Genomic DNA, 20347 nt, shown 5'->3' on the forward strand with positions numbered 1-20347 from the left:
CTCCCCAAGGGGAGGGGAAAGGCTTAGCGCCCGATCGGATCCGCCTTCGCATCCGCGCTGTCGGCATAGGTCGGCGCAACCCGCGCCTTGCTTGCCTGCTCGAACGCGAAACCCGCCTTGATCACCTCATGGTCCTGCCACTGGCCGCCGATGATCGACAGGCCGACGGGCAGCCCAGCGACCAGGCCCATCGGCACGGTGATGTGCGGATAGCCGGCCACGGCGGGCATCTGGCTCTGGCTGGGGCCGATGCTGTGATCGCCATTGACGAGATCGCTGACCCACGCGGGCGCGTTGCTGGGGCCGACCAGGAAGCGGACATTGTGCGTCCTGAGCAGTTTGTCGATGCCTTCCGCTCCGGCGAGCCGCTTGGATTTCGCGAGCGCCTCCCGGTATTCGGGATCGTCGAGCCCCTTCTGGCTCTCGGCGAGATCGAACAGCGATTGGTCGAACCAGGCGAGCTCGGTCTCGGCATTCGCGGTGTTGAACGCGATCACGTCCTTCAGCGTGCGTGCGCTGACTTCCGGCGGCGTGGTGGCGAGATAGGCGTTGAGGTCCGCCTTCAGCTCGACCATCAGCACCTTGAACTCGGCCTCGCCCAGCCCCTCGAGCCCGGTGCGGCTGTCCGCGATATCGACCAGCTCGGCCCCTGCGGCCTTCAGCTTGTCGAGCGCCTGCGCAAACGCTGCCTGCACGCGGGCATTGCCGCCGCGCCGGTCCATCAGCACGCCGATGCGGACGCCCTTGAGGTAATCGGGCGAAAGGCCCGCGGCATAATCGGTCTTGCGCCTGTCCGCCTCGGCCGTCGCCGGGTCTGCCGGATCGCTGCCCGCCAGCGCGGTGAGCAGCAGCGCGGCATCGGTGACGCTCCGCGCCATGGGCCCTGCGGTATCCTGGCTGTGGCTGATCGGGATCACATGCGTGCGCGAGACGAGGCCGAGTGTAGGCTTGAACCCGACCAGTCCGTTGATCGACGAGGGGCAGATGATCGACCCGTCGGTCTCGGTCCCGACCGTCGCTGCCGCAAGGCTCGCCGCCGCTGCCGCGCCGCTGCCCGAGGACGAACCGCAGGCATTGCGATCGAGCGCATAGGGGTTCTTCACCAGCCCGCCGACGCTCGACCAGCCGCTGACCGAATCGTTCGAGCGGATGTTCGCCCATTGCGACAGGTTGGTCTTGCCCAGGATGATCGCCCCCGCCGCGCGCAGGCGGGCGACCAGGGGCGCGTCGCGGTCGGTGACATTGGCGAGCAGCGCGGTCGATCCGGCGGTGGTGGGGATGGGGCCCTTCGCCTCGATATTGTCCTTGATCAGCACCGGGATGCCGTGCAGCGGGCCACGCAAGCGTCCGGCCTTGCGCTCGGCATCGAGCGTGCGCGCCTCGGCCAGCGCATCCGGCATCAGCGCGATGACGCTGTTGAGCTGAACGCTCGAATCCTCGTCGATCCGCCCGATCCGGTTGATATAGGCGTTGACCAGCTGCTCGCTGCTGACCCTGCCCGACGCGAGCATGGCCGACAGCTCGGGGATCGATTTTTCCTCGACATCGGGAAGGGACGCCTCTGTCTGCGCGTGCAGCGGAGCGGGGGCGAGGGCGAGCGGGGCGAGAAGGGCAAGAGCCAGGGCAAGGGTGCGCATCGGCGCACGATAGCGCGCGCGTTCGGGCGGGCAAGGGGCGGCGGCCAAATTTGCGCGCGGCTCTGGCGGGGGGCAGAAGATGCGCCCATATCGGCGCGCATGCCCGACAAGCGCTATACCAAGTCGACCCTGCCCGAGAAGATCTGCGAGGCCTGCGGGCGGCCCTTTGCCTGGCGCAAGAAATGGGCGCGCGACTGGGACAATGTGAAGACCTGTTCCGAACGCTGCAAGGGTGATCTAAGGCGCAAGAACCGCGCGGGTTGATTAGCCCGAAGCCGCAACCCGCTCGGCAATCGCCACCAGCTGCCGCGCCTGTTCGAGATGGAGCAGTTCGGCCATTTTCCCTTCGACCCGGATCGCCCCCTTGCCGGCATTTTCGGGCAAGGCGAACGCGGCGATGACGGCCTGCGCCCAGGCCAGTTCCTCGTCGCTGGGGGAGAAGACGGCGTTGCACGGCGCGACCTGATCGGGATGGATCAGCGTCTTGCCGTCGAACCCGAACAGCAGACCCTGGCGCGCCTCGGCCTCGAAGATATCGAGGTCGCGAAACTCGTTGCACACCCCGTCGAGCACGGCGACGCCATGCCCGCGCGCGGCCGCCACCGCCAGCGTCAGGATCGGCAGGAACGGCGTGCGCTCGGGCGTCAGCCGCGCGCGCATTTCCTTGGCGAGATCGTTCACCCCCATCACGAAGGTCGACAGCCGGGTGGACCCTCCGAGCGCAGCGAGCGCATCGAGATGCGGGATGACCGCGCAGGTCTCGATCATCGCCCAGAGCTTGAGCCGCGAGGGTGCCTCGGCGAGCGCGGCATTGCACGCGGTGATATCGGCGGGGCGCATCACCTTGGGCACCAGCACGCCGTCGACGTCCGCCTTCGCCACCGCTGCCAGATCGTCCTGCCCCCAGGGCGTGTCGAGCGCGTTGATGCGGATGATCAGTTCACGATGGCCGAACCCGCCCTCGGCCGCGGCCGCGATCGCCGCCACCCGCGCGTCTTCCTTGGCCTCGGGGGCGACCGCGTCCTCGAGGTCGAGGATGATCACATCGGCGGGCAGCGATCGCGCCTTGGCGAGCGCACGCGCGTTCGATGCGGGCATGTACAGCGCGCTGCGCCGGGGTCTAGCGGGTTCGGACATCGGGGACTCCTGCCGGTGATCAGGCGGGACTAGCACCCAGATAGCGGAAGGCAAGCACGGTCAGGTCGTCGCTCGCATCCGCGCCGTCCTCGAAGGCACGCACTGCCCCGCGCAGGCTGGCGACCATCGCCGCGGCGCTGCTCTGGTCGGCGACCAGCGCGGCACGGGTGCGATCGTTGCCGAACAGCTGCTCCTGCCGGTTCTGCGCCTCGGTCACGCCGTCGGTGATCAGCACCAGCGCCTCGCCTGGCTGGAGCACGATTTCCTCGGCGGGCCAGGGATAGTCCATGATGCAGAAGGGCGGACCGCCCTCCATCGCCTCCTCGATCACCTTCCCGTCGGTGGTGATGCGCAGCGGATTGTCATGCCCCGCATTGACGAATTCGGCGCGCCCTGTCGAAAGGTCGATGATGCCGAGCAGCATGGTGAGGCCTAGCGCATCGCCGCTGTCGCGCATCAGCTCCTCGTTGAGCTGCGCGGCGGCATCGGCAAGCCCGCCGGGCGCGCGCAGCATCACGCTGCGCGACAGCGCCTTGGACAAGGCCATGAACAATGCGGCGGGCACGCCCTTGCCGGTGACATCGGCGATCAGGATGACGATGCGGTCGGCATCGAGCCGAATGATGTCGTAGAAATCCCCACCAACCGACTTGGCCGCCTCGAGCTGCGCGGCGCCCCAGAGGCGTCGCAACGATATCGGGCGAGCCTTCGGCGGTCAGCGAGATGACCACGATCTTGTCCCTGAGCTGGGCCAGGTCGAATTCCTCCGACATGATCTCGATCGCCGAATAGACCTGCGCGTCGGGAATCTGGGCAAAATGCAGCCGCATCCGCCCCTGCGCGTCCACCGGAATGCGGCGCTTGCCGATGGTGACGCTGCCCGGCGCCAGCGCGATCTCGGGATCGGTGCCGGTACGCTGCTCGATCGCGACGCGCATCATCTCGAGCGCCAGCCCGGGCACCAGAGCCTCGCCGGTCTTCATCACCAGCGGCACGCTGCGCACCACGCCATCGCCATCGGGCGCGCCATTGAGCAGGCCGAAGCCCGGTGCGCGCGCCTCCAGTTCCTCGAGATTGCTCTGCACCAGCGGGTAGCGCGCGAGGGCAGGGGGCGGGGTCCCGTCGATCGTCGCCCATTGGGTGAGGCTGGCCGGGTCCGATCCGCCCAGCTTGACGCCAGCGCGGCCCAGCACGACCGGTGCGGTGCTGATCGCATCGGCAAAATCGCTGTCCATGCTGTCGAGTTGATCGAGCCATGCCTGGATGGCCGGGTCATCGGGTGAATAGAGCCGCGAAAAGCGCGTCGGGTTGACCGCGTCGGGCTCGACGAACAGGATGTCGAAACCGATCGCCGCTGCGCCCCCCTCGGCAATGCGCTGCGTCATCGTCGCCAGCACGCGGCGCGGCCAGGGCCAGCTGCCGATCACCTCGAGGCTTTCGTCCCCGATCGCGACGACGCGGACCTGGCTTTTCGACACGTCCCGCGGCGCGATGCGCTGCCAGCTGTCGAAAACGGCATTCTGTTCGCGCGCGCCCAGCGCGAGGCTGAGCAGGGCGGCGAGCGCGAATCCCGCCAGGGCCGCCAGCCAGAGGCCGCGCGGCGGATTGACGATGCGAAAAGCGCTAGAGCGAGACTTCGAGGCCGTCATAGGCGCACAGCACCTCCAGCGGATCGTGCTCGCGGGTCAGTTCCTCGTAGCGCACGCTCTCGGCGTGCATGCGGGCGATATCGGCGTCTGAATAGACCGGCTCGTGATGGAACAGCGCCAGCCTTTTTGCGCGCCCGCCATGGCACAGGTCGATCGCAACGATATTGCTCGAATGGCCCCAGTCTTCCTTCATCGATACGCTATCGGCGAGCGAATACATGGTGTCGCAGATCACCAGATCGGCGTTGCCGAAGAACTGCTCGACATCAGCCTCGCCCTCCATCCGGTCCATCTTGTGCTCGCTGTCGGTGCTGAACACCACGACCTTGCCCTCGGCATCGGTGAAGCGATAGCCGAAGCTGCTGTGCGAATGGTGCTGCTCCATCAGTTCCACCTGCACCGCGCCGATCTGGTAGGTCTCGCCGACCTTCAGCGTGCGGAATTCGATTTTCGCGCGCAGCCAGTCGAACTTGACCGGAAACGAGATTTCCTCCTGCTGGCGGCGCAGCGCCTCTTCGGCATCCTCGTGCCCGGCATGGATGATGATATGCGCATTGGGATCGAAGGCCGGCACGAAGAACGGGAAGCCCATGATATGGTCCCAGTGCAGGTGCGACATGAAGAAGTGATACACCCGCGCATGGCCCTGGCCGCAGCGGCGCATCGCATCGAGACCGAAGCCGCGCAGCCCGCTGCCCATGTCGCAGATGATGTAGGGGTCACCATTGGCCGGGTCCCCCGCCTCGATCTCGACGCAGGTGGTCGCGCCGCCAAAGGTGCCGCTGGTGGCAAAATCGAGCTCGTTACGCGCAAAGCTGCGCGCTTCCTCGATATCGGCAAAGCTGCGGCCCGAAGCGGCAAGCAGCGCATGCGCGACCTTGTCCTGCACGATGGATGCGGTGGCGGCGACGGGCAGCGACCCGCGCGTTCCCCAGAAACGGACCAGCATGGCATCCCCCCCTGTCAGTGCCCCGGCGTCCCCGTGTCGCCAGTGTGCTAGATTGCGGCCTCGATGCTGTCGGTGACCGCGAACAGCTTGTCATAACGGCTGATCGCCAGAATCTCGCGCATCACCTCGTTGGGGCGGGCCAGCGCCATCGCCACGCCGGCGGCATCGGCCTGGCGCTTGGCGAGCGTGAGCGCGCGCAGGCCGCGCGAGGACATGTAATCCAGCCCGGCAAAATCGACGATCAGTTTCTTTCCCGGCGAATCGGCGGCCATGGTCACGCTGGCGGCAAGATGCTCGGTAAACGCCTCGGCGGTTGCCTCATCGACCCGGCCGTCGGGGCTGGCCACGACGCATCCCTGCTGCTCGGTACTGGACCACTGCATGTTTTCCGCCTTTCGCATGGATTCGAACTTAGCGGCAAATTCACCTTGTGGGAAGTTGCCCCGGATGTAGCCGTTACACTCTGTACAATAACGGGAAAATTTTGTCGTGATCGTTGAGAGGGGGTAATGCAGCGCACGATGCCAAAGGGGGAAACCGACATACGCTTTGCCGGGCTGCCGGGATTCGCGCCTGCGCCGCCGCGACGGCTGTGTACCGATTGCGGGATTTCGCGGAGCAGCGACCCCAAGGCCTGCGGCCGTGTCTGCCAGTTCCTCAAGCCGGATTACTCGACGCTCGAGCGCCAGGTCCATGGCCGCACGCGCGATCCCGACAAGCCGGACGAACTGTTCTTCGGCCCCTTCCGCCGCATGGTCGCGGGCGAACTGATCACCCCGTCGCCCGGGGCGCAATGGACTGGAATCGTTACCCGGCTCGGTGAACGTCTGCTCGAGACCGGCGCGGTCGATGCCGTGCTGGCGATCGGGCCGCATCCCGAAGATCGCTGGCGGCCCAATCCGGTCCTGATCACCCGGGCCGAGGACATGGCCGGGGTGCGCGGGATGCGCATGGGCTATGCGCCGCTGCTGGCGCTGCTCGAACCGGCCAGAGCGGCCGGGCACAAGCGGATCGCGCTGATCGGCATTCCCTGCCAGGTGCATGCGCTGCGTGCGCTCGAGGCCGAGCTGGGTTTCGAGCGCATCTACGTGATCGGAACGCCGTGCGCCGACAACACCACGACCGAGAATTTCCACCTGTTCCTGAAGCTCCTGTCCGACGTGCCGGACAGCATCTGCTATCTCGAGTTTCGCTCCGACTATCATGTCGAACTGCGATTCGACGATGGCAGCGTGCGCGAGGTCCCCTTCCTGCAGCTGCCGATTGCCGATCTGCCTTCGGACTTCTTCCCGCTGACCTGCCGCACCTGTGTCGACTATACCAACGTCCTGGCCGACATCACGATCGGCTATATGGCGGGGGGCGGCAAGCAGTGGCTGGTGGTGCGCAACGCGCGCGGCGAGGAGCTGGTCGGGCTGCTGGGCGACGAACTGCGCACGCGCGAGGTTAGCAGCGCGGGCAATCGCGCCAGTCCGGTCAAGGGCTTCCTGGCGAATACCGAGCGCGCGGCGGGCGGCCTGCCGCTGCGGCGCATGCCCAAAGTGCTCCGCGGCATCTTCGGCTGGCTGATGCCGCGCATCGGTCCACGTGGAGCCGAATTCGCGCGGGCGCGCGTCGAGATGAAGGCGATCGAGACAGTACTTCACCTGCGCCGGTCGGCCCCGGCGCGGATGAAATCGATGATTCCCGATCATGTCTGGGAGCTGGTCAGGCGCTACGGCCTGGAACCGCATGCTGGCGAGCGGTCCGACAACGCCCGCCCGCCGGAAATCTGACAGGCGTCAGCGGCGCTGGGCCAGCCAGATCGTGTGCCGGGCACCGCCGCCGGTCCGCCGCGCCCGGACGATTTCCTCGTCCACCGCAAAACCGCCTTTGCGCAGCCGCTGGGTGAAGCGCGGGTCGGGGCCGCTCGACCAGACCACGAGCACGCCGCCGGGCTTCAGGGCTGTCCGCGCCTGCTGCAGCCCCTGCGCCGTGTACAGCGCATCGTTGCCCTCGCGCGACAGCCCGTCCGGGCCATTGTCGACATCGAGCAGGATCGCGTCATAGGCCCCTGCGCTGCTGCGGATCATCGCTCCGACATCGCCAACATGGATGCGGACGCGCGGATCGTCGAGCGTGCCTTCGTGCAGATGCGCCATCGGCCCGCGTGCCCAGTCGACGATTTCGGGGACCAGCTCTGCCACCTCGATCGACGCGCGGGCGCCGAAGGCCTGCAAGGCGGTCCGCAGCGTGAAGCCCATGCCCAGCCCGCCGATCAGCACCTGCGGCGTCTTGACCCCCACGATCCTGGCGGCCGCGAGCGTGCTCATCGCCTCTTCGGACCCGCTGAGCCTGCTGTTCATCAGCTCGTTCGCGCCGAGCATGATCGACCACTCGCTGCCCCGCCGAACCAGGCGCAGCGGGTCACCACCACCCGGCACGGGGGCGGTCGCAATCAATTCGCGCGGGATCATGCTGGCCGACCCGGCCCGGCTAGATCAGCCATGCCGGATGGACATGCGAGGATCAGTTGCCTCCGGCACAGGGGCCGCCAGCACACACCTGGCCCGATTCGACGATATCGCGGACGTTCTGGTTGCCCTTGGTGCTGATCGCGCGCCATTCGGCAACGGTGCGGCAGACCTTGGTCTTCTTGACCAGCGATCCCGTCACTTCCAGCTTACGGCAACGAATCTTGTTGTCGTCGGACTGCGGGTCTTCCTTGTTCGTCGGCTGCTTGGCGTTCACGCTGACGGTGGTCAGGGGCAGGCTCAGGCACGACGCGGCGGCAACCAGAATCATCGCAGTTTTCTTCATGATGTGTCTTCCGTCGAAGGGCGCCAGAACCTTGAGGACCGAGCGCAGGTTTGTAGTCAAAGCCGCCGAGCGAAGGACCGCCGACACGCTTTTATGCTCAAACCGTATCATCAACAGATACTCAAAAAAACCGGAAAATTGTGCGTTTGCAGCAAAGTCAGTCGAGATTGGTATTGAAACCGGTTGCATCGGCCGCCGCGAAATAGCCTGCGATCACTTCCTGTTCCTCGGCGCTGAGATGCGGGTTCCACACGTCGAAGATCAGCACCGCGCGCATCTGGTCGCTGTTGTTCCAGGCCTCGTGCTCGATCGTGTCATCAAAGGCGAAGGCCTTGCCGACCTCCCATTCGCGCGTCTCGCCTCCCACCCTGAAACCGCAGCCGCCGGGCACGACCAATGGCAGATGGACGATGGCGCGGGTGTTGGTGACCCCGGTGTGCGGGGGGATGCGCGTACGCGGCTTCAGGATCGAGAAAAAGGCCGTCGGCGCGCGCCCCGGGATATGGCTCTGCGGGATCGAGGCCAGCGCTTCGGCCGTCACCGGACAGCGGCTCAGCACTGGGGCGTTCGGCTTGCCATATTCCCACAGAAAACACGCGCCCCAGGCCAGCGACTGGTCCAGCGGCGTCCATTTGCTCTGCGGTGCGCCCTTTTCCATACGCACATAGGGGCGCAGCGCGTCACCGGGGTCGGCAAGCAGCGCCAGCATCTCTGCGCGGATGGCGTCCGTCCTGGCCTCGACCTGGGCAAACCACGGAAAATGGCTCTCTTCGAAAAATTCGTCCGCAGGCAGGAACGGATAGCACAGGCCGTTGCATTCGTTGGTGTAGATCTTGCGCTTGCCCATCGCCGCATCGACAAAGGCGCGCGCGCGTCGTCCGGCGGTGCCCGGCATGCGTGCCTGAAAGTCGCCCAGCGCTTCTGCCACCTGATATTCGATCCGGCCGGCACAGGCGGCGCAGAAGTCGCGACCCGCCTGCAGCACCGGCACGAGGGCGTCGGGAAGCGGATCGAGATGCGCTGGCGCGCGAGCTGCTAGAAGGGCAATTGCGCGAGGGCGGGGTCGATCTGGGCTTCGGCCCGGCGGATTTCTTCCGGCAAAGCGACCTTCAGGTCGCGGCCGTCGGCTGGCTGGTGCAGCATCGCCAGTTCGGCCAGATCGCGCGGTCCCTGGGCCCCGAGCGGGTGGCGACGCTCGACAGCGAGACGCTCACCGCCGACAAGCCGGGCCATCTCAAGGCCTTGGCGCGCCATTTCGGCCTGGGGCTGACGCCGGCGCTGGAACAGTCGATGCTCGCCCATCCCGCGCTCGCGAGCCATTCGAAGTTCGGCCAGGCATTCAGCGCCGAAGACCGCGCCGCCGAACAGGACTTTGCCCGCCGCGCCTATGGCGACGAGATCGACAAGGTCCATGCCTGGGCACTCGAAGTCGCCAGGGTCAACGGCATCGCGATCGAGCTGCCCTGCTGTCTGAACGTGTAAAATCCTTCCTTCCGCGCCGGTTTCGTTCGTCGTGGTGCGGAACCGTTCCGTCGTTCTGCCGTAACCCAGCCAGGATGACCGACCCTGTATTGTCCGGGTTGCGGCATCGGGACAAAACAGGAGGAAGACATGGGTTTGATTCTGGCGCTGATCATGGGCGGCATCATGGGCTGGCTGGCCAGCAAGGTGATGAACCGCGACGCGCAGATGGGCATTTTCTGGAACGTCGTGGTCGGCTGTATCGGTTCGGTGCTGGGTCGCTTCCTCTTCGGCGGACTGATCGGCGGCGGCAGCCTGCGCGCCGATGCGTTCGATCCGCTGACGCTGCTGACCTCGTTCCTGGGTGCTGTCATCCTGCTGGCGATCGTCAATCTGGTGCAGCGCGGCCGCGCCCGCTGATGGCTGGCGCCTGGTTCGTGTAACCAGTTCGCAACGATCTTGAAGAAAAGGCACCGGACCATCGGGTCCGGTGCCTTTTTGCTGTGCACCTTAACCTGCAACAATTGCCAGCCTTGCTGACAGCTTCTATGGACGCCGCGTGCGCCGCAGCATTATGGCTTGCGTGCGGTGACTTAATTGGATAACACAGCTCCATGACGTCTCTGGGGCGCAGCCGCGCCTGCAAGAGGCAGGTTCCATCGCTCCAGACATGCCCGGCAGGTCGATGCCCGCGGGCCATGGCCATCGGGAGGGCGGAACGATGTGGTTTGGACGGATCGGGCAATGAATTACGAAAGCAGCTTTGGCGGCGATACGATCACCGCACGCAGCGAAGACCTTTACGCGACGGATGCGGACCTGACGACCAGGTCCGGCCGGCGTCGCAATATCATCATTGCCCTTGTCGTGCTTGCGCTGCTGGTCGCAGCCGGCGTCTATTTCTTCGGCGGCAAGCCGGAAACCGTGGCGGGTGAGGGCGCCAAGGCGGGGGCGGGCGAAAGCGAGTCGCAGGCCCCGGCGGTCACCGTGATCGTTCCCGGTTCGGGATCGGTCGAGCGCGTGATCAACGCCACCGGAACGCTGGCGGCCCGCCGCGAAATGCCGATCGGCATCGCCGGCGAGGGCGGCCAGGTGCTGCGCGTGCTGGTCCAGCCGGGCGACTGGGTGCGCACCGGACAGGTGCTCGCGATCATCGATCAGGACGTTCAGACCCAGCAGGCCCGCTCGCTCGCGGCGCAGATCCAGGTGAGCCAGGCCGATGCGGTGCTGGCGCAGAACGAGCTCGACCGCGCGTTGCAGCTGGTCGATCGCGGCTTCATTTCCAAGGCCGATGTCGATCGTCGGCGCGCGACGCGCGACGCGGCGGTGGCCCGCGTCGAGGTGGCGAAGGCGCAGCTGCGCGAGGCGCAGGCGCGCAACGGACGCCTCAGCATCCGCGCGCCCGAATCGGGTCTGGTGCTCGAACGCAATGTCGAGCCGGGCCAGGTGGTCGGCGCAGGCAGCGGCGTGCTGTTCCGCATGGCGGCGGGCGGCGAGATGGAGCTGCGCGCACAGATGGGCGAAGCCGATCTTGCCGCGCTGAATGTCGGCGTGCGGGCCGATGTGCGCCCGGTCGGCACCGACAAGACCTTCAGCGGCCAGGTATGGCAGGTTGCGCCGATCATCAACGAAACCTCGCGCCAGGGCATTGCCCGAATTGCGCTCACCTATGACAAGGCGTTGCGCCCGGGCGGCTTCGCCAGTGCCGCGGTCGTCAGCGGATCGAGTCAGTCGCCCGTTCTGCCGGAATCGGCGGTGCTCAGCGACGACAAGGGCAGCTATGTCTATGTCGTCAACAAGGACAACAAGATCGAGCGGCGCGATGTCACGACGGGCACCGTAACGCCGCGCGGCATTGCGATCGCCAGCGGCATCACCGGCAAGGAACGCGTCGTGCTCTATGCCGGCGGCTTCCTCAATCCCGGCGAGACAGTGCGTCCGCAGGTGCAAGGTGGCAAGCGCAGCTGATAACCCGGCTGGCCCGGTCGACGGCCGTCGAAAGGGCGCGTGCGTTGGTCGACCGCAACCCCTGCGCACGGGCGATGGCGGGACCGAGCGGGTTGCGCCGGGCATGCATCTGGCCGTATTGAAACAACGTAGCTGAACCGGGCCAGTCACCCGGCGGGACGAGGAAAGAGCGATGAACTTCCGGAACATGTCGGCCTGGTCGATCCGCAATCCGATCATCCCGCTCGTCTTCTTCACCGGGCTGCTGTTCGCCGGCATCCTCAGCTTCATGCGCATGGACGTGGTGAACAACCCGGATGTCGAGTTTCCTGCGGTCCAGATCACCATCTCGCAGCCGGGTGCAGCCCCCACCGAGATCGAGAACCAGATCACGCAGCGCGTCGAATCGGCTGTGCGCGGCATCAATGGGGTCAAGCGCATCAGCTCGACCGCGAGCGAAGGCTCTTCCTCGACCGGCGTCGAGTTCGAGGTCGGCACCGATGTCAACGAGGCGGTGAACGAGGTCAAGAACGCGATCGATCAAGTGCGCGGCAGTCTGCCCGACGGCATTCTGGAGCCGCTGGTGCAGAAGATCGACATCATGGGCGAGCCGATCGCCTATTTCGCGGTCGAGGCCGATGACATGACGATCGAGCAGCTCAGCTGGTTCGTCGACGATACGGTGGCCAAGCGGCTGCTGGCGATCGACGGCATGGCCGAGGTGGATCGCTTCGGCGGCGTCGATCGCGAAATCCGCGTCGTGCTCGACCTGCAGAGGATGCAGTCGCTGGGCGTCACTGCCAGCCAGATCAACAACACCTTGCGTCAGGTGAACGTGGACGCCGCAGGTGGCCGCGCCGATGTGGGCGGTACCAAACAGTCGTTGCGCGTGCTGGGCAATGCCAAGTCTGCCTATGACCTGTCGCAGCTGCAGATCTCGCTGGCCGGCGGCCGCGTGATCAAGCTGGCCGATGTCGCCGAGGTGACCGACGGCTATGCCGAGCCGACCTCGATCAGCAAGGTGCGCAACAAGGAAGTGGTGAACTTCGCGATGTCGCGCTCGCGCGGTGCTTCGGACGTCACCGTGTTCGACGAGGCCGTCAAGGCCATGGACGAGCTGAAGAAGGAAAATCCCGGCATCGAGTTCATCCCGCTCGGATCGAGCGTCGAATATACCAAGAGCCAGTACAAGAGCTCGATGGAATCGATGGTCGAAGGCGCGATCCTCGCGGTCGTGGTCGTCTTCTTCTTCCTGCGCGACTGGCGCGCGACGATCATCTCGGCGATTGCCATCCCGCTGTCGGCCATCCCCACCTTCTGGTTCATGGACCTGCTCGGCTTCAACCTGAACTTCCTGTCGCTGCTCGCGCTGGGGCTGGTGGCCGGGGTTCTCGTCGATGACGCGATCGTCGAGATCGAGAATATCGTCCGGCACATGCGCATGGGCAAATCGGCCTATCAGGCCTCGATCGACGCGGCGGACGAAATCGGCCTGGCGGTGGTCGCAACCTCGTTCTGCATCGTCGCGGTGTTCCTGCCCGTCGGGCTGATGCCGGGCATTTCGGGTCAGTTCTTCAAGAATTTCGGGATTACCGTCGTCGTTTCGGTGCTGATGAGCCTTGCCGTCGCGCGCATGATCACGCCGATGATCGCGGCCTATTTCCTCGAGGCCAAGGGCCATGCCGCGCATGGTGAAGGCAAGCTGATGGACGCGTATATGAAGGTGCTGGGCTGGTCGCTCGACCAGAGCCGCGCGCGCGCCTATCGCGGTGAGAATCCCAGCTTCCGGCGCAAGCTCGCCGCCATGTTCCTCGATCATCGCATGTGGATGATGGGCATCGGCTTCCTTGCCTTCCTGTTGACGGTCGTGCTGTTCGCGATCACCCCGGCCCAGTTCCAGCCGACGATCAACGAGGACAACAGCCGTGTCCAGATCGAGATGGTACCCGGCACCACGCTCGAACAGACCGAAGTCGTTGCCGACAAGGTCGCCAAGATCCTGTACCAGCAGCCCGAGGTGGAGCGCGCGCTGATCCGCATCCGCGAGGGGAACGGCACGATCTTCGTCACGCTGAAGAAGGAGCGCGAGAAAACCTCGATCGAGTTCGAGCGCGGCCTTGCCGAAACGCTCCAGTCGATCCCCGATGCGCGCGTCAGCTTTGCCTCGCAATCGGCGGGCGGCGGTGGCGGCGGCAATCGCGACATTTCGGTGATGCTGACCGGTTCCGATCCGGCCAAGCTCAACGATGCCGCCAGCGTGCTGGTCGAGCAGATGAAAGGCCTGAAACAGCTGACCGGCCCGCGCATCAGCGCCGATATGCGCCGTCCTGAAATCATCGTGCGGCCGCGCAAGGACCTGGCGGCGCAGCTCGGCGTGACCACCTCGGGCCTCAGCCAGACCATCCGCATCGCGACGCTCGGCGAGATCGAGCAGAATTCGGCCCGCTTCTCGCTGTCCGATCGGCAGATTCCGATCCGTGTCGTGCTTCCCAAGGCGTCGCGCTATGATCTGACCACGATTTCCAATCTGCCAGTGCAGACGGCAAGCGGCGGCTCGGTGCCGCTGGGCCGCGTGGCGGACATCAGCTTCGGCTCGGGGCCGACCTCGATCCAACGCTACAACCAGGAACGCCGCGTCTATGTCGGTGCCGACCTGGCACCAGGCGTGGTCACGGGCGAGGCGCGGGCCGCGATCGACCAGCTGCCGATCATGCAGAACCTGCCGGTGGGCGTGAGCACCAAGCCGTTCGGCGAGCAGGAACTGCAGGAAGAGCTGTTCATCAACTTCGTGATCGCCCTGATCTCGGGCATCCTGCTGGTGTTCGCGGTGCTGGTGCTGCTCTACAAGCGGCTGATGTCGCCGCTGGTCAACATGGGCTCGCTGGCGCTGGCCCCGCTCGGCGGGATCCTGCTCGTCTGGGCTGTCGGCCAGCCGGTATCGATGCCGGTGCTGATCGGCGTGCTGATGCTGCTCGGCATCGTGTCGAAGAATTCGATCCTGCTGATCGACTTCGCGATCGAGGAGATGCACCGCGGCGTCGCGAAATACGAGGCGATCATGGATGCCGGACACAAGCGCGCCCAGCCGATCGTGATGACGACAGTCGCGATGACTGCGGGCATGGTGCCCACCGCGCTGTCGCTTTCAGGCGACGGCGCCTGGCGTGCGCCGATGGGAACGGTGGTGATCGGCGGGCTGATCGTGTCGACGCTGCTGACGCTGGTGATCGTGCCCGCAGGCTTCAGCCTCGCGGACGGCGTCGAGAAGCGGGTGGGTCCGTGGCTGCGCAACCGGCTGCTCACCTACAAGCCCGGTGACAACCGCCACGATACGCCAGAGGTCCAACCGGCCGAGTGAGGGGTCCGGACCTGAAGATGCCGCCAGCGCCCGCGCCTCGCCAGACCGATCCGGCCTGGCGCATGCGGGCCATTGCCACCGGCATGCTGGTGGTGATGGCGGGCGTGTTCCTGGCGACGCACTGGGCCGAGGGCCATGTCGATGCGCGCTGGGGCTATGTCCGCGCCTTTGCCGAGGCGGCGATGGTCGGGGGGCTGGCCGACTGGTTCGCGGTGACTGCGCTGTTCCGTCATCCGCTTGGCCTGCCGATCCCGCACACCGCGATTATCCCGCGCAACAAGGACCGCATCGGCGACACGATGGCGCAGTTCCTGCGCAGCAACTTCCTGACGCCTCTGGTGGTCGCGCGGCGGATGCGCGGCATGAACGTCGCTGCCGCGGCGGGACGCTTCCTCGTCCAGCCCACCGGTGGCGAGGGGCGGCTGCGGCTCGGCGCATCGAACATGGTCGCCGATGTGCTCGAATCGCTCGATCAGGACCGGCTCGGCGGCAACGCCAAGGAGGCGCTCAAGGTCCAGCTCGAAAAGCTCGATGTCGCGCCGCTGCTTGGCCAGATCCTCAGCGCCGCGATCGCCGACAACCGCCATCTGCCGCTGATGGACGGCATCGTCAAATGGACTCAGCGCACGCTCTTCGCCAACGAGGAATTGCTCAAGGACATGGTGCGCTCGCGCGCCAATTCGATCATGCGCTGGACCGGGCTCGACGAGCGGCTTGCCACCGGGATCATCGACGGGCTGCACAACCTGCTGTTCGACATGGCCGAGGATGTCGACCACCCGCTCCGTCACAAGGTGGAAGAAGGGCTCGAGACCCTCGCCTATCGGCTGCTGCACGATCCCGAAATGCAGGACAAGGTGCGCGGCATCAAGGCCGAGATGCTGGCCAACCCCGCGATGGCACGCTGGCTCGACGGGCTGTGGGAGCGCAGCCGCGCCGCGCTGCTCCGCGCCGCGCGCGATCCCGACAATGCGCTGTCGGGCCAGTTCGGCGATGGCCTGAAGCAGATCGGCGAATCGCTGATCAACGATGCGCGCATGCAGACGCAGATCAACCGCTTCGCCCGGCGCACTTTGGTCGGCATCGCCAACCGCTATGGCGACCAGATCGTGCGGCTGGTGTCGGAAACCGTGCGCCGCTGGGACGCGCAGACGATCACCGGACGGGTCGAGAATGCGGTGGGCAAGGACCTGCAATTTATCCGGATCAACGGGACGCTGGTCGGCGGACTGGTCGGACTGACCATCCACGCCGCGACGGTGTGGTTGGGGTGAAGGCGCGGCGGATACGGCCTTCCGTCACCCTGAACCCTTCGACGTCGCTCAGGACAGGCTCGTTACAGGGCCCATTTCTGCCCACGCGGCTTCGGCTTATGGGGCGGGATGGATCCTGAAACCAGTTCAGGATGACGGTTTAAGAGCCTCCGTATCAGCCCGCCAAAGCCTCGCCCATCGATCTTACCGCTTCGACCTTCGCGTGCAGCGGCGCCCAGTCGTCACGCTCGGCAATCGCCGCCCAGATGCTCTCGACCTCGTCGATCAGCATCGATTGGGGCGCATCGCCCTGCCAATAAAGGTGCGAGCGGTCGCGCGCTGCGGCATAGCCCGCCTTCAACGCGCCGAAATCCGCCCACAGCGCCTCGCCCGGTTCGTCGATGAGTGCCGCCGGACATGCGGGGCTGGCATCGCCCATCCAGGCGAAGAAGAAATCGTCGATGCCAACGCCGCCCTTCAGCATCAACGCCTCGGCAGCCGCAACCAGCACGCGGTCCTGCTCGAGCCCCTGCGGCACGACGCCCAGCCGCCAGCAGAAGCGTCGCGCCAGCGCCTGCTGATATAGCGGCCCGAACCGTTCGAGCGCTGCGATCAGCGGCGGCGCGTCGCTGATCAGCCGCAGCGCGACGGCCAGCTGGCCGAGATTCCAGTGGATCGCCTCGGGCTGGCGGGCAAAGGCATACAGCCCCGCATGGTCGAAATAGGCGGCGGTGAAGCCCGGCTCCCAGGTCGGTGCGAACCGCCAGGGGCCGTAGTCAAAGCTTTCGCCGGTGATGTTCATGTTGTCGGTGTTGAGCACCCCGTGCACGAAGCCCGCGACCATATAGCTCGCTGCCAGATCGGCCATGCGTTCGACCGCGAGGCCCAGCAGCAGCGCCGCCTCGTTGTCGCCGGTTTGGCCGTCGTAGAGGGTGTCGAGCGCATAGCGCACGACGCGGCGCATCTTTTCCTCGTCATCCTCATAGGCGATGCGCTGGAAGGTGCCGAAGCGGATATGGCTGTGGCTCAGCCGCACCAGCACCGCCGAGCGGGTGGGCGACGGCTCGTCGCCGCGCCACAGGCTCTCGCCGGTCTCGACCACCGAGAAGGTCTTGCTGGTGTTGACGCCGAGCGCCTCGAGCATCTCGGTCGCCAGGATTTCGCGCACCGCGCCCTTGAGCGTCAGCCGTCCGTCGCCATCGCGGCTGAACGGCGTCTGGCCTGATCCCTTGGTGCCGAGGTCGAGCAGCCGACCCTTGTCGTCACGCAGCTGCGCGAACAGGAAGCCGCGCCCGTCGCCGATCTGCGGATTGTACACGCGGAACTGGTGCCCGTGATAGGCCAGCGCCAATGGCTGGGGCAGGTTGCCCGGCATCGGGTTGAACCGCCCGAAATGATGCACCCAGCGTTTGTCGTCGAGCATCTCCAATCCCACGGTCGCGGCGTGCCGATCGTTGCGGAAGCGCAGCACCGCCTGGGGGAAATTGGCCGCCTTGACCGGGTGCGCGATGGCATCGGCGATCGTCAGGATGGCGGGGTCGGCGCGGTACGCCTCGGCATAGGGCGATGTCGCTTGCGGTTCGCTTGTCATCGGGCGATAGTGGGGGGTGAAGGGAGCGCGTGCAACCATGGCCAGCGACAATCAGGGCTATAGCGACGGGTTCTGGTGGTCGAACGACGGTTTGCGCCTGCATTTCCGCGATTATCCGGCGGCTCCCGAGCATGCGCATCGCCCGCCGATCATCTGCATTCCAGGCCTGACCCGCAACGCGCGCGATTTCGAGAAGGTGGCGCAGCGGCTGGCAGGCGCGTGGCGCGTGATCTGCGTGGATCTGCGCGGGCGCGGCGACAGCGCCTATGCCAAGGACCCGATGAGCTATGTGCCGCTCACCTATGTCCAGGACATGGAGGCGCTGCTGCGCGAGCTGGCGATCGAGCGCTTCGTCGCCTTCGGCACGTCGCTCGGCGGGCTGATCACGATGCTGCTCGCCTCGACCCGCCCGGGCCGGGTGGTCGGCGCGCTGCTCAACGATGTCGGGCCGCAGCTCGAGGCGGAAGGGCTCGCGCGCATCCGCGATTATGTCGGCCAGGGTCGCTCCTTCCCGACCTGGATGCACGCCGCGCGAGCCTTGTCCGAAGGCCAAGGTCCGGTCTTTCCCGGCTATGGCGTCAGCGAATGGCTCGACATGGCCAAGAAGACGATGAAGATCGGTCCCGGTGGTCGCATCGTCTATGATTACGACATGAAGATCGCCGAACCCTTTGCGGTGCCCGGTGGCGAGGCGGGAGTCGATCTGTGGCCCGCGCTGGGCGGCCTGGCCCCGGCGCAGGTGCTGATCGTGCGCGGCGCGCTTTCCGATGTCTTTGCGCATGCCACGGCCGAGCGAATGCTGACGATGCTGCCGCATGGCGAGTTGCTCACGGTCGCGAACAAGGGCCATGCACCCTCGCTCGAGGAGCCCGAAGTGGCTGAGGCGATCGACAGGATGCTGGCAAAGGTCCATGCCGCCGCGCTTGCGACCCAGGCCTGACCGGTTATAGCCCTGATCCCATGAATTCGACCTCGCGGCCCGCGCGCATCCTGCACCTGCACAGCACCTTCGACCTTGGCGGCAAGGAGGCCCGCGCGGTGCGCCTGATGAACCATTTCGGCCAGGCCGCGCAGCATACGATACTGACGGCGGTGCCCGATGCGCTCGGCGCACGCGCCGCGATCGCCCCCGGCATCCGCGCCGATTTTCCGACCAACGCGCCGTCGCTGGCGGGCAAGCCGAACCTCGCGCGCTACCGCAAGTTCGCCGACTATTTCGCCAATTTCGACCTAATCCTCAGTTACAACTGGGGCGCGATGGACGGGGTGATGGCGCGCACCATCTTCAACTCGATCACGCTGCTGCCGCCGGTCATCCATCACGAGGACGGGTTCAACGAGGACGAGGCGGTCAAGCTCAAGGCCAAGCGCAACTGGTTCCGCATGGTCGCGCTGGCGCGCACGGACTCGCTGGTGGTGCCCTCGTACACGCTCGAGCAGATCGCGCTCAAGGTGTGGAAGCAGCCCGACAGCCGGGTGCGCCGCATCCCCAATGGCATCGATGTCGCCGCCTATGCCAAGCGCCCGCAAAAGGGGACGATCCCCGGCTTCCAGCGCCGCGATGGCGAGATCGTCATCGGCACATTGGCGGGGCTGCGCGCGGTCAAGAACCTGCCGCGGCTGGTGCGCGCGGTCGCCGCGCTCGACCGGCCGGTGCGGCTGGTGATCGTCGGCGAGGGGCCCGAGCGCGCGGCGATCGAGGCCGAGGCGGCCCGTCTGGGCTTGTCGGACCGGCTGCTGATGCCGGGCTTCTTCAAGAACCCCGCGCGCTATGTCGGGCTGTTCGATATCTTCGCGCTTTCGTCGGACAGCGAGCAGCAGCCGATCTCGGTGATCGAGGCGATGGCCGCGGGGCTGCCGGTGGCCGCTCCCATGGTGGGCGACATCGCGCATATGGTCGCGCCCGACAATGCGATCCTGCTGGCCGAGCCGGGCAGCGAGGCGGGGCTGATCGATTGTCTCAGGCGGATGGCCGACGACCCGGCGCTGCGCACCGCGCTCGGCAAGGCCAATCGCGCCAAGGCCGAGGCCGAGTTCGAGGAGCGGAAGATGCTCGAGCGCTATGCTGCGCTGTATGGCCGCGCGATGGGCAGGCCCGAATTCGGCCGCTGAGAGCGCGCGTCAGCTCCGCATGATCGCTTCGGCGGCATCGCTTGCCAGCCGGTCGGCGCGCTCGTTCTCGGGATGGCCGGCATGGCCCCTGACCCAGTGCCATTCGACCGTGTGCCGTGCGACCGCGCCGATCAACTCGTGCCACAGATCGGCATTGCGCACCGGCTTTTTCGAGGCGGTCTGCCAGCCGTTGCGCTTCCAGCCATCGACCCATTTGGTGATGCCGTCCTTCACATAGCTGCTGTCGGTGTACAGCAGCACGTGGCACGGTTCGATCAGCGTATCGAGCGCGCGGATCGCCGCCATCATTTCCATGCGGTTGTTGGTCGTGTCGCGCTCGCCGCCCGACAGTTCCTTCTCATGTTTGCCATAGCGGATGATCGCGCCCCAGCCGCCAGGCCCGGGATTGCCCTTGCACGCACCGTCCGTGTAGATTTCGACCGTCTTCATGTTC

At 66.3% G+C, this 20347-nt stretch carries 19 protein-coding genes and 1 pseudogene; 9 read left to right on the forward strand and 11 right to left on the reverse strand.

Going from position 1 to position 20347, the window contains the following annotated elements:
- Window positions 1–23: 23 nt before the first annotated feature.
- Window positions 24–1637 carry an amidase gene (locus tag DM995_RS00025; protein ID WP_116968082.1) on the reverse strand — a complete coding sequence of 538 codons (1614 nt, stop codon included), beginning with the start codon at window positions 1635–1637 and terminating at the stop codon, window positions 24–26.
- A 99-nt stretch (window positions 1638–1736) separates the two neighbouring features.
- Here DM995_RS00025 and DM995_RS00030 point away from each other — a divergent pair, with 99 nt between their 5' ends.
- On the forward strand, window positions 1737–1901 hold the full coding sequence (locus tag DM995_RS00030) for a DUF2256 domain-containing protein (protein WP_116968083.1): 165 nt from the start codon (window positions 1737–1739) through the stop codon (window positions 1899–1901).
- Here the strand turns inward: DM995_RS00030 and DM995_RS00035 are convergent, their stop codons facing one another.
- From DM995_RS00035 to DM995_RS00055, 5 genes and pseudogenes are all read right to left on the reverse strand, one after another.
- Window positions 1902–2774: an HpcH/HpaI aldolase/citrate lyase family protein gene (locus DM995_RS00035; RefSeq protein ID WP_198669200.1), complete on the reverse strand. Its 873-nt coding sequence runs from the start codon at window positions 2772–2774 to the stop codon at window positions 1902–1904.
- Between the two features lie 19 nt (window positions 2775–2793).
- Window positions 2794–3465, reverse strand: a complete 672-nt coding sequence (locus DM995_RS00040; protein WP_157973015.1) for a PP2C family protein-serine/threonine phosphatase — start codon at window positions 3463–3465, stop codon at window positions 2794–2796.
- Window positions 3466–3499: 34 nt separating this feature from the next.
- A pseudogene (locus DM995_RS22690) lies at window positions 3500–4423 on the reverse strand (CHASE2 domain-containing protein); the annotation flags it as partial.
- The gene (locus DM995_RS00050) at window positions 4398–5372 is read right to left on the reverse strand and encodes an MBL fold metallo-hydrolase (RefSeq protein WP_023839409.1); all 975 of its coding nucleotides are present in this window, start codon (window positions 5370–5372) and stop codon (window positions 4398–4400) included. The pseudogene DM995_RS22690 and the gene DM995_RS00050, both read right to left, overlap by 26 nt.
- A gap of 47 nt (window positions 5373–5419) precedes the next feature.
- Window positions 5420–5755 carry an STAS domain-containing protein gene (locus DM995_RS00055; protein ID WP_031318724.1) on the reverse strand — a complete coding sequence of 112 codons (336 nt, stop codon included), beginning with the start codon at window positions 5753–5755 and terminating at the stop codon, window positions 5420–5422.
- Window positions 5756–5893: 138 nt separating this feature from the next.
- Here DM995_RS00055 and DM995_RS00060 point away from each other — a divergent pair, with 138 nt between their 5' ends.
- Window positions 5894–7147, forward strand: a complete 1254-nt coding sequence (locus DM995_RS00060) for a Coenzyme F420 hydrogenase/dehydrogenase, beta subunit C-terminal domain (protein WP_116970239.1) — start codon at window positions 5894–5896, stop codon at window positions 7145–7147.
- Between the two features lie 6 nt (window positions 7148–7153).
- On the opposite strand, the gene DM995_RS00065 is transcribed toward DM995_RS00060, so the two are convergent.
- The 3 genes from DM995_RS00065 to DM995_RS00075 are packed head-to-tail and all read right to left on the reverse strand — an operon-like array spanning window position 7154 to window position 9156.
- Window positions 7154–7828, reverse strand: coding sequence for a spermine/spermidine synthase domain-containing protein (locus tag DM995_RS00065; RefSeq protein WP_116968087.1), 675 nt, complete (start codon window positions 7826–7828; stop codon window positions 7154–7156).
- 52 nt (window positions 7829–7880) lie between these two features.
- Window positions 7881–8282 (reverse strand): hypothetical protein, encoded by a 402-nt coding sequence (locus DM995_RS00070; protein ID WP_198669201.1) that lies wholly within the window; start codon window positions 8280–8282, stop codon window positions 7881–7883.
- A 46-nt stretch (window positions 8283–8328) separates the two neighbouring features.
- Window positions 8329–9156 carry an aspartyl/asparaginyl beta-hydroxylase domain-containing protein gene (locus tag DM995_RS00075; protein WP_502696550.1) on the reverse strand — a complete coding sequence of 276 codons (828 nt, stop codon included), beginning with the start codon at window positions 9154–9156 and terminating at the stop codon, window positions 8329–8331.
- Window positions 9157–9218: 62 nt separating this feature from the next.
- Between DM995_RS00075 and DM995_RS00080 the strand changes: the two genes are divergently transcribed.
- The 5 genes from DM995_RS00080 (at window position 9219) to DM995_RS00100 (ending at window position 16211) form a co-directional block, all read left to right on the forward strand.
- A complete protein-coding gene (locus DM995_RS00080; RefSeq protein WP_116968089.1) occupies window positions 9219–9653 on the forward strand; it encodes a hypothetical protein in 435 nt (144 codons plus the stop codon).
- A 129-nt stretch (window positions 9654–9782) separates the two neighbouring features.
- Window positions 9783–10052 (forward strand): GlsB/YeaQ/YmgE family stress response membrane protein, encoded by a 270-nt coding sequence (locus tag DM995_RS00085; RefSeq protein ID WP_023839402.1) that lies wholly within the window; start codon window positions 9783–9785, stop codon window positions 10050–10052.
- A gap of 324 nt (window positions 10053–10376) precedes the next feature.
- A complete protein-coding gene (locus DM995_RS00090) occupies window positions 10377–11600 on the forward strand; it encodes an efflux RND transporter periplasmic adaptor subunit (protein ID WP_023839401.1) in 1224 nt (407 codons plus the stop codon).
- A 172-nt stretch (window positions 11601–11772) separates the two neighbouring features.
- The gene (locus tag DM995_RS00095; protein WP_116968090.1) at window positions 11773–14937 is read left to right on the forward strand and encodes an efflux RND transporter permease subunit; all 3165 of its coding nucleotides are present in this window, start codon (window positions 11773–11775) and stop codon (window positions 14935–14937) included.
- A 62-nt stretch (window positions 14938–14999) separates the two neighbouring features.
- The gene (locus DM995_RS00100) at window positions 15000–16211 is read left to right on the forward strand and encodes a DUF445 domain-containing protein (RefSeq protein WP_023839399.1); all 1212 of its coding nucleotides are present in this window, start codon (window positions 15000–15002) and stop codon (window positions 16209–16211) included.
- Window positions 16212–16365: 154 nt separating this feature from the next.
- On the opposite strand, the gene DM995_RS00105 is transcribed toward DM995_RS00100, so the two are convergent.
- Window positions 16366–17781 (reverse strand): protein adenylyltransferase SelO family protein, encoded by a 1416-nt coding sequence (locus DM995_RS00105; protein WP_116968091.1) that lies wholly within the window; start codon window positions 17779–17781, stop codon window positions 16366–16368.
- Between the two features lie 37 nt (window positions 17782–17818).
- Between DM995_RS00105 and DM995_RS00110 the strand changes: the two genes are divergently transcribed.
- The gene (locus tag DM995_RS00110) at window positions 17819–18721 is read left to right on the forward strand and encodes an alpha/beta fold hydrolase (RefSeq protein ID WP_116970241.1); all 903 of its coding nucleotides are present in this window, start codon (window positions 17819–17821) and stop codon (window positions 18719–18721) included.
- A gap of 20 nt (window positions 18722–18741) precedes the next feature.
- Entirely contained in the window at window positions 18742–19893 is a 1152-nt protein-coding gene (locus DM995_RS00115; RefSeq protein ID WP_116968092.1) for a glycosyltransferase family 4 protein, read from the forward strand.
- A 9-nt stretch (window positions 19894–19902) separates the two neighbouring features.
- On the opposite strand, the gene rnhA is transcribed toward DM995_RS00115, so the two are convergent.
- Window positions 19903–20343, reverse strand: a complete 441-nt coding sequence (gene rnhA / locus DM995_RS00120) for a ribonuclease HI (protein ID WP_023839395.1) — start codon at window positions 20341–20343, stop codon at window positions 19903–19905.
- Window positions 20344–20347 lie beyond the last annotated feature (4 nt).

Source organism: Blastomonas sp. UPD001, assembly GCF_003426715.1.
In the GTDB taxonomy this organism is placed as follows: Bacteria; Pseudomonadota; Alphaproteobacteria; order Sphingomonadales; family Sphingomonadaceae; genus Blastomonas.

Bases quoted from the DNA above. Each gene is read 5' to 3' on its own strand.
- DM995_RS00025 (WP_116968082.1), bottom strand. From the start codon at position 1,637: ATGCGCACCCTTGCCCTGGCTCTTGCCCTTCTCGCCCCGCTCGCCCTC.
- DM995_RS00030 (WP_116968083.1), top strand. From the start codon at position 1,737: ATGCCCGACAAGCGCTATACCAAGTCGACCCTGCCCGAGAAGATCTGC.
- DM995_RS00035 (WP_198669200.1), bottom strand. From the start codon at position 2,774: ATGTCCGAACCCGCTAGACCCCGGCGCAGCGCGCTGTACATGCCCGCA.
- DM995_RS00050 (WP_023839409.1), bottom strand. From the start codon at position 5,372: ATGCTGGTCCGTTTCTGGGGAACGCGCGGGTCGCTGCCCGTCGCCGCC.
- DM995_RS00055 (WP_031318724.1), bottom strand. From the start codon at position 5,755: ATGCAGTGGTCCAGTACCGAGCAGCAGGGATGCGTCGTGGCCAGCCCC.
- DM995_RS00060 (WP_116970239.1), top strand. From the start codon at position 5,894: ATGCCAAAGGGGGAAACCGACATACGCTTTGCCGGGCTGCCGGGATTC.
- DM995_RS00065 (WP_116968087.1), bottom strand. From the start codon at position 7,828: ATGATCCCGCGCGAATTGATTGCGACCGCCCCCGTGCCGGGTGGTGGT.
- DM995_RS00070 (WP_198669201.1), bottom strand. From the start codon at position 8,282: ATGATACGGTTTGAGCATAAAAGCGTGTCGGCGGTCCTTCGCTCGGCG.
- DM995_RS00085 (WP_023839402.1), top strand. From the start codon at position 9,783: ATGGGTTTGATTCTGGCGCTGATCATGGGCGGCATCATGGGCTGGCTG.
- DM995_RS00090 (WP_023839401.1), top strand. From the start codon at position 10,377: ATGAATTACGAAAGCAGCTTTGGCGGCGATACGATCACCGCACGCAGC.
- DM995_RS00095 (WP_116968090.1), top strand. From the start codon at position 11,773: ATGAACTTCCGGAACATGTCGGCCTGGTCGATCCGCAATCCGATCATC.
- DM995_RS00100 (WP_023839399.1), top strand. From the start codon at position 15,000: ATGCGGGCCATTGCCACCGGCATGCTGGTGGTGATGGCGGGCGTGTTC.
- DM995_RS00105 (WP_116968091.1), bottom strand. From the start codon at position 17,781: ATGACAAGCGAACCGCAAGCGACATCGCCCTATGCCGAGGCGTACCGC.
- DM995_RS00110 (WP_116970241.1), top strand. From the start codon at position 17,819: ATGGCCAGCGACAATCAGGGCTATAGCGACGGGTTCTGGTGGTCGAAC.
- DM995_RS00115 (WP_116968092.1), top strand. From the start codon at position 18,742: ATGAATTCGACCTCGCGGCCCGCGCGCATCCTGCACCTGCACAGCACC.
- rnhA (WP_023839395.1), bottom strand. From the start codon at position 20,343: ATGAAGACGGTCGAAATCTACACGGACGGTGCGTGCAAGGGCAATCCC.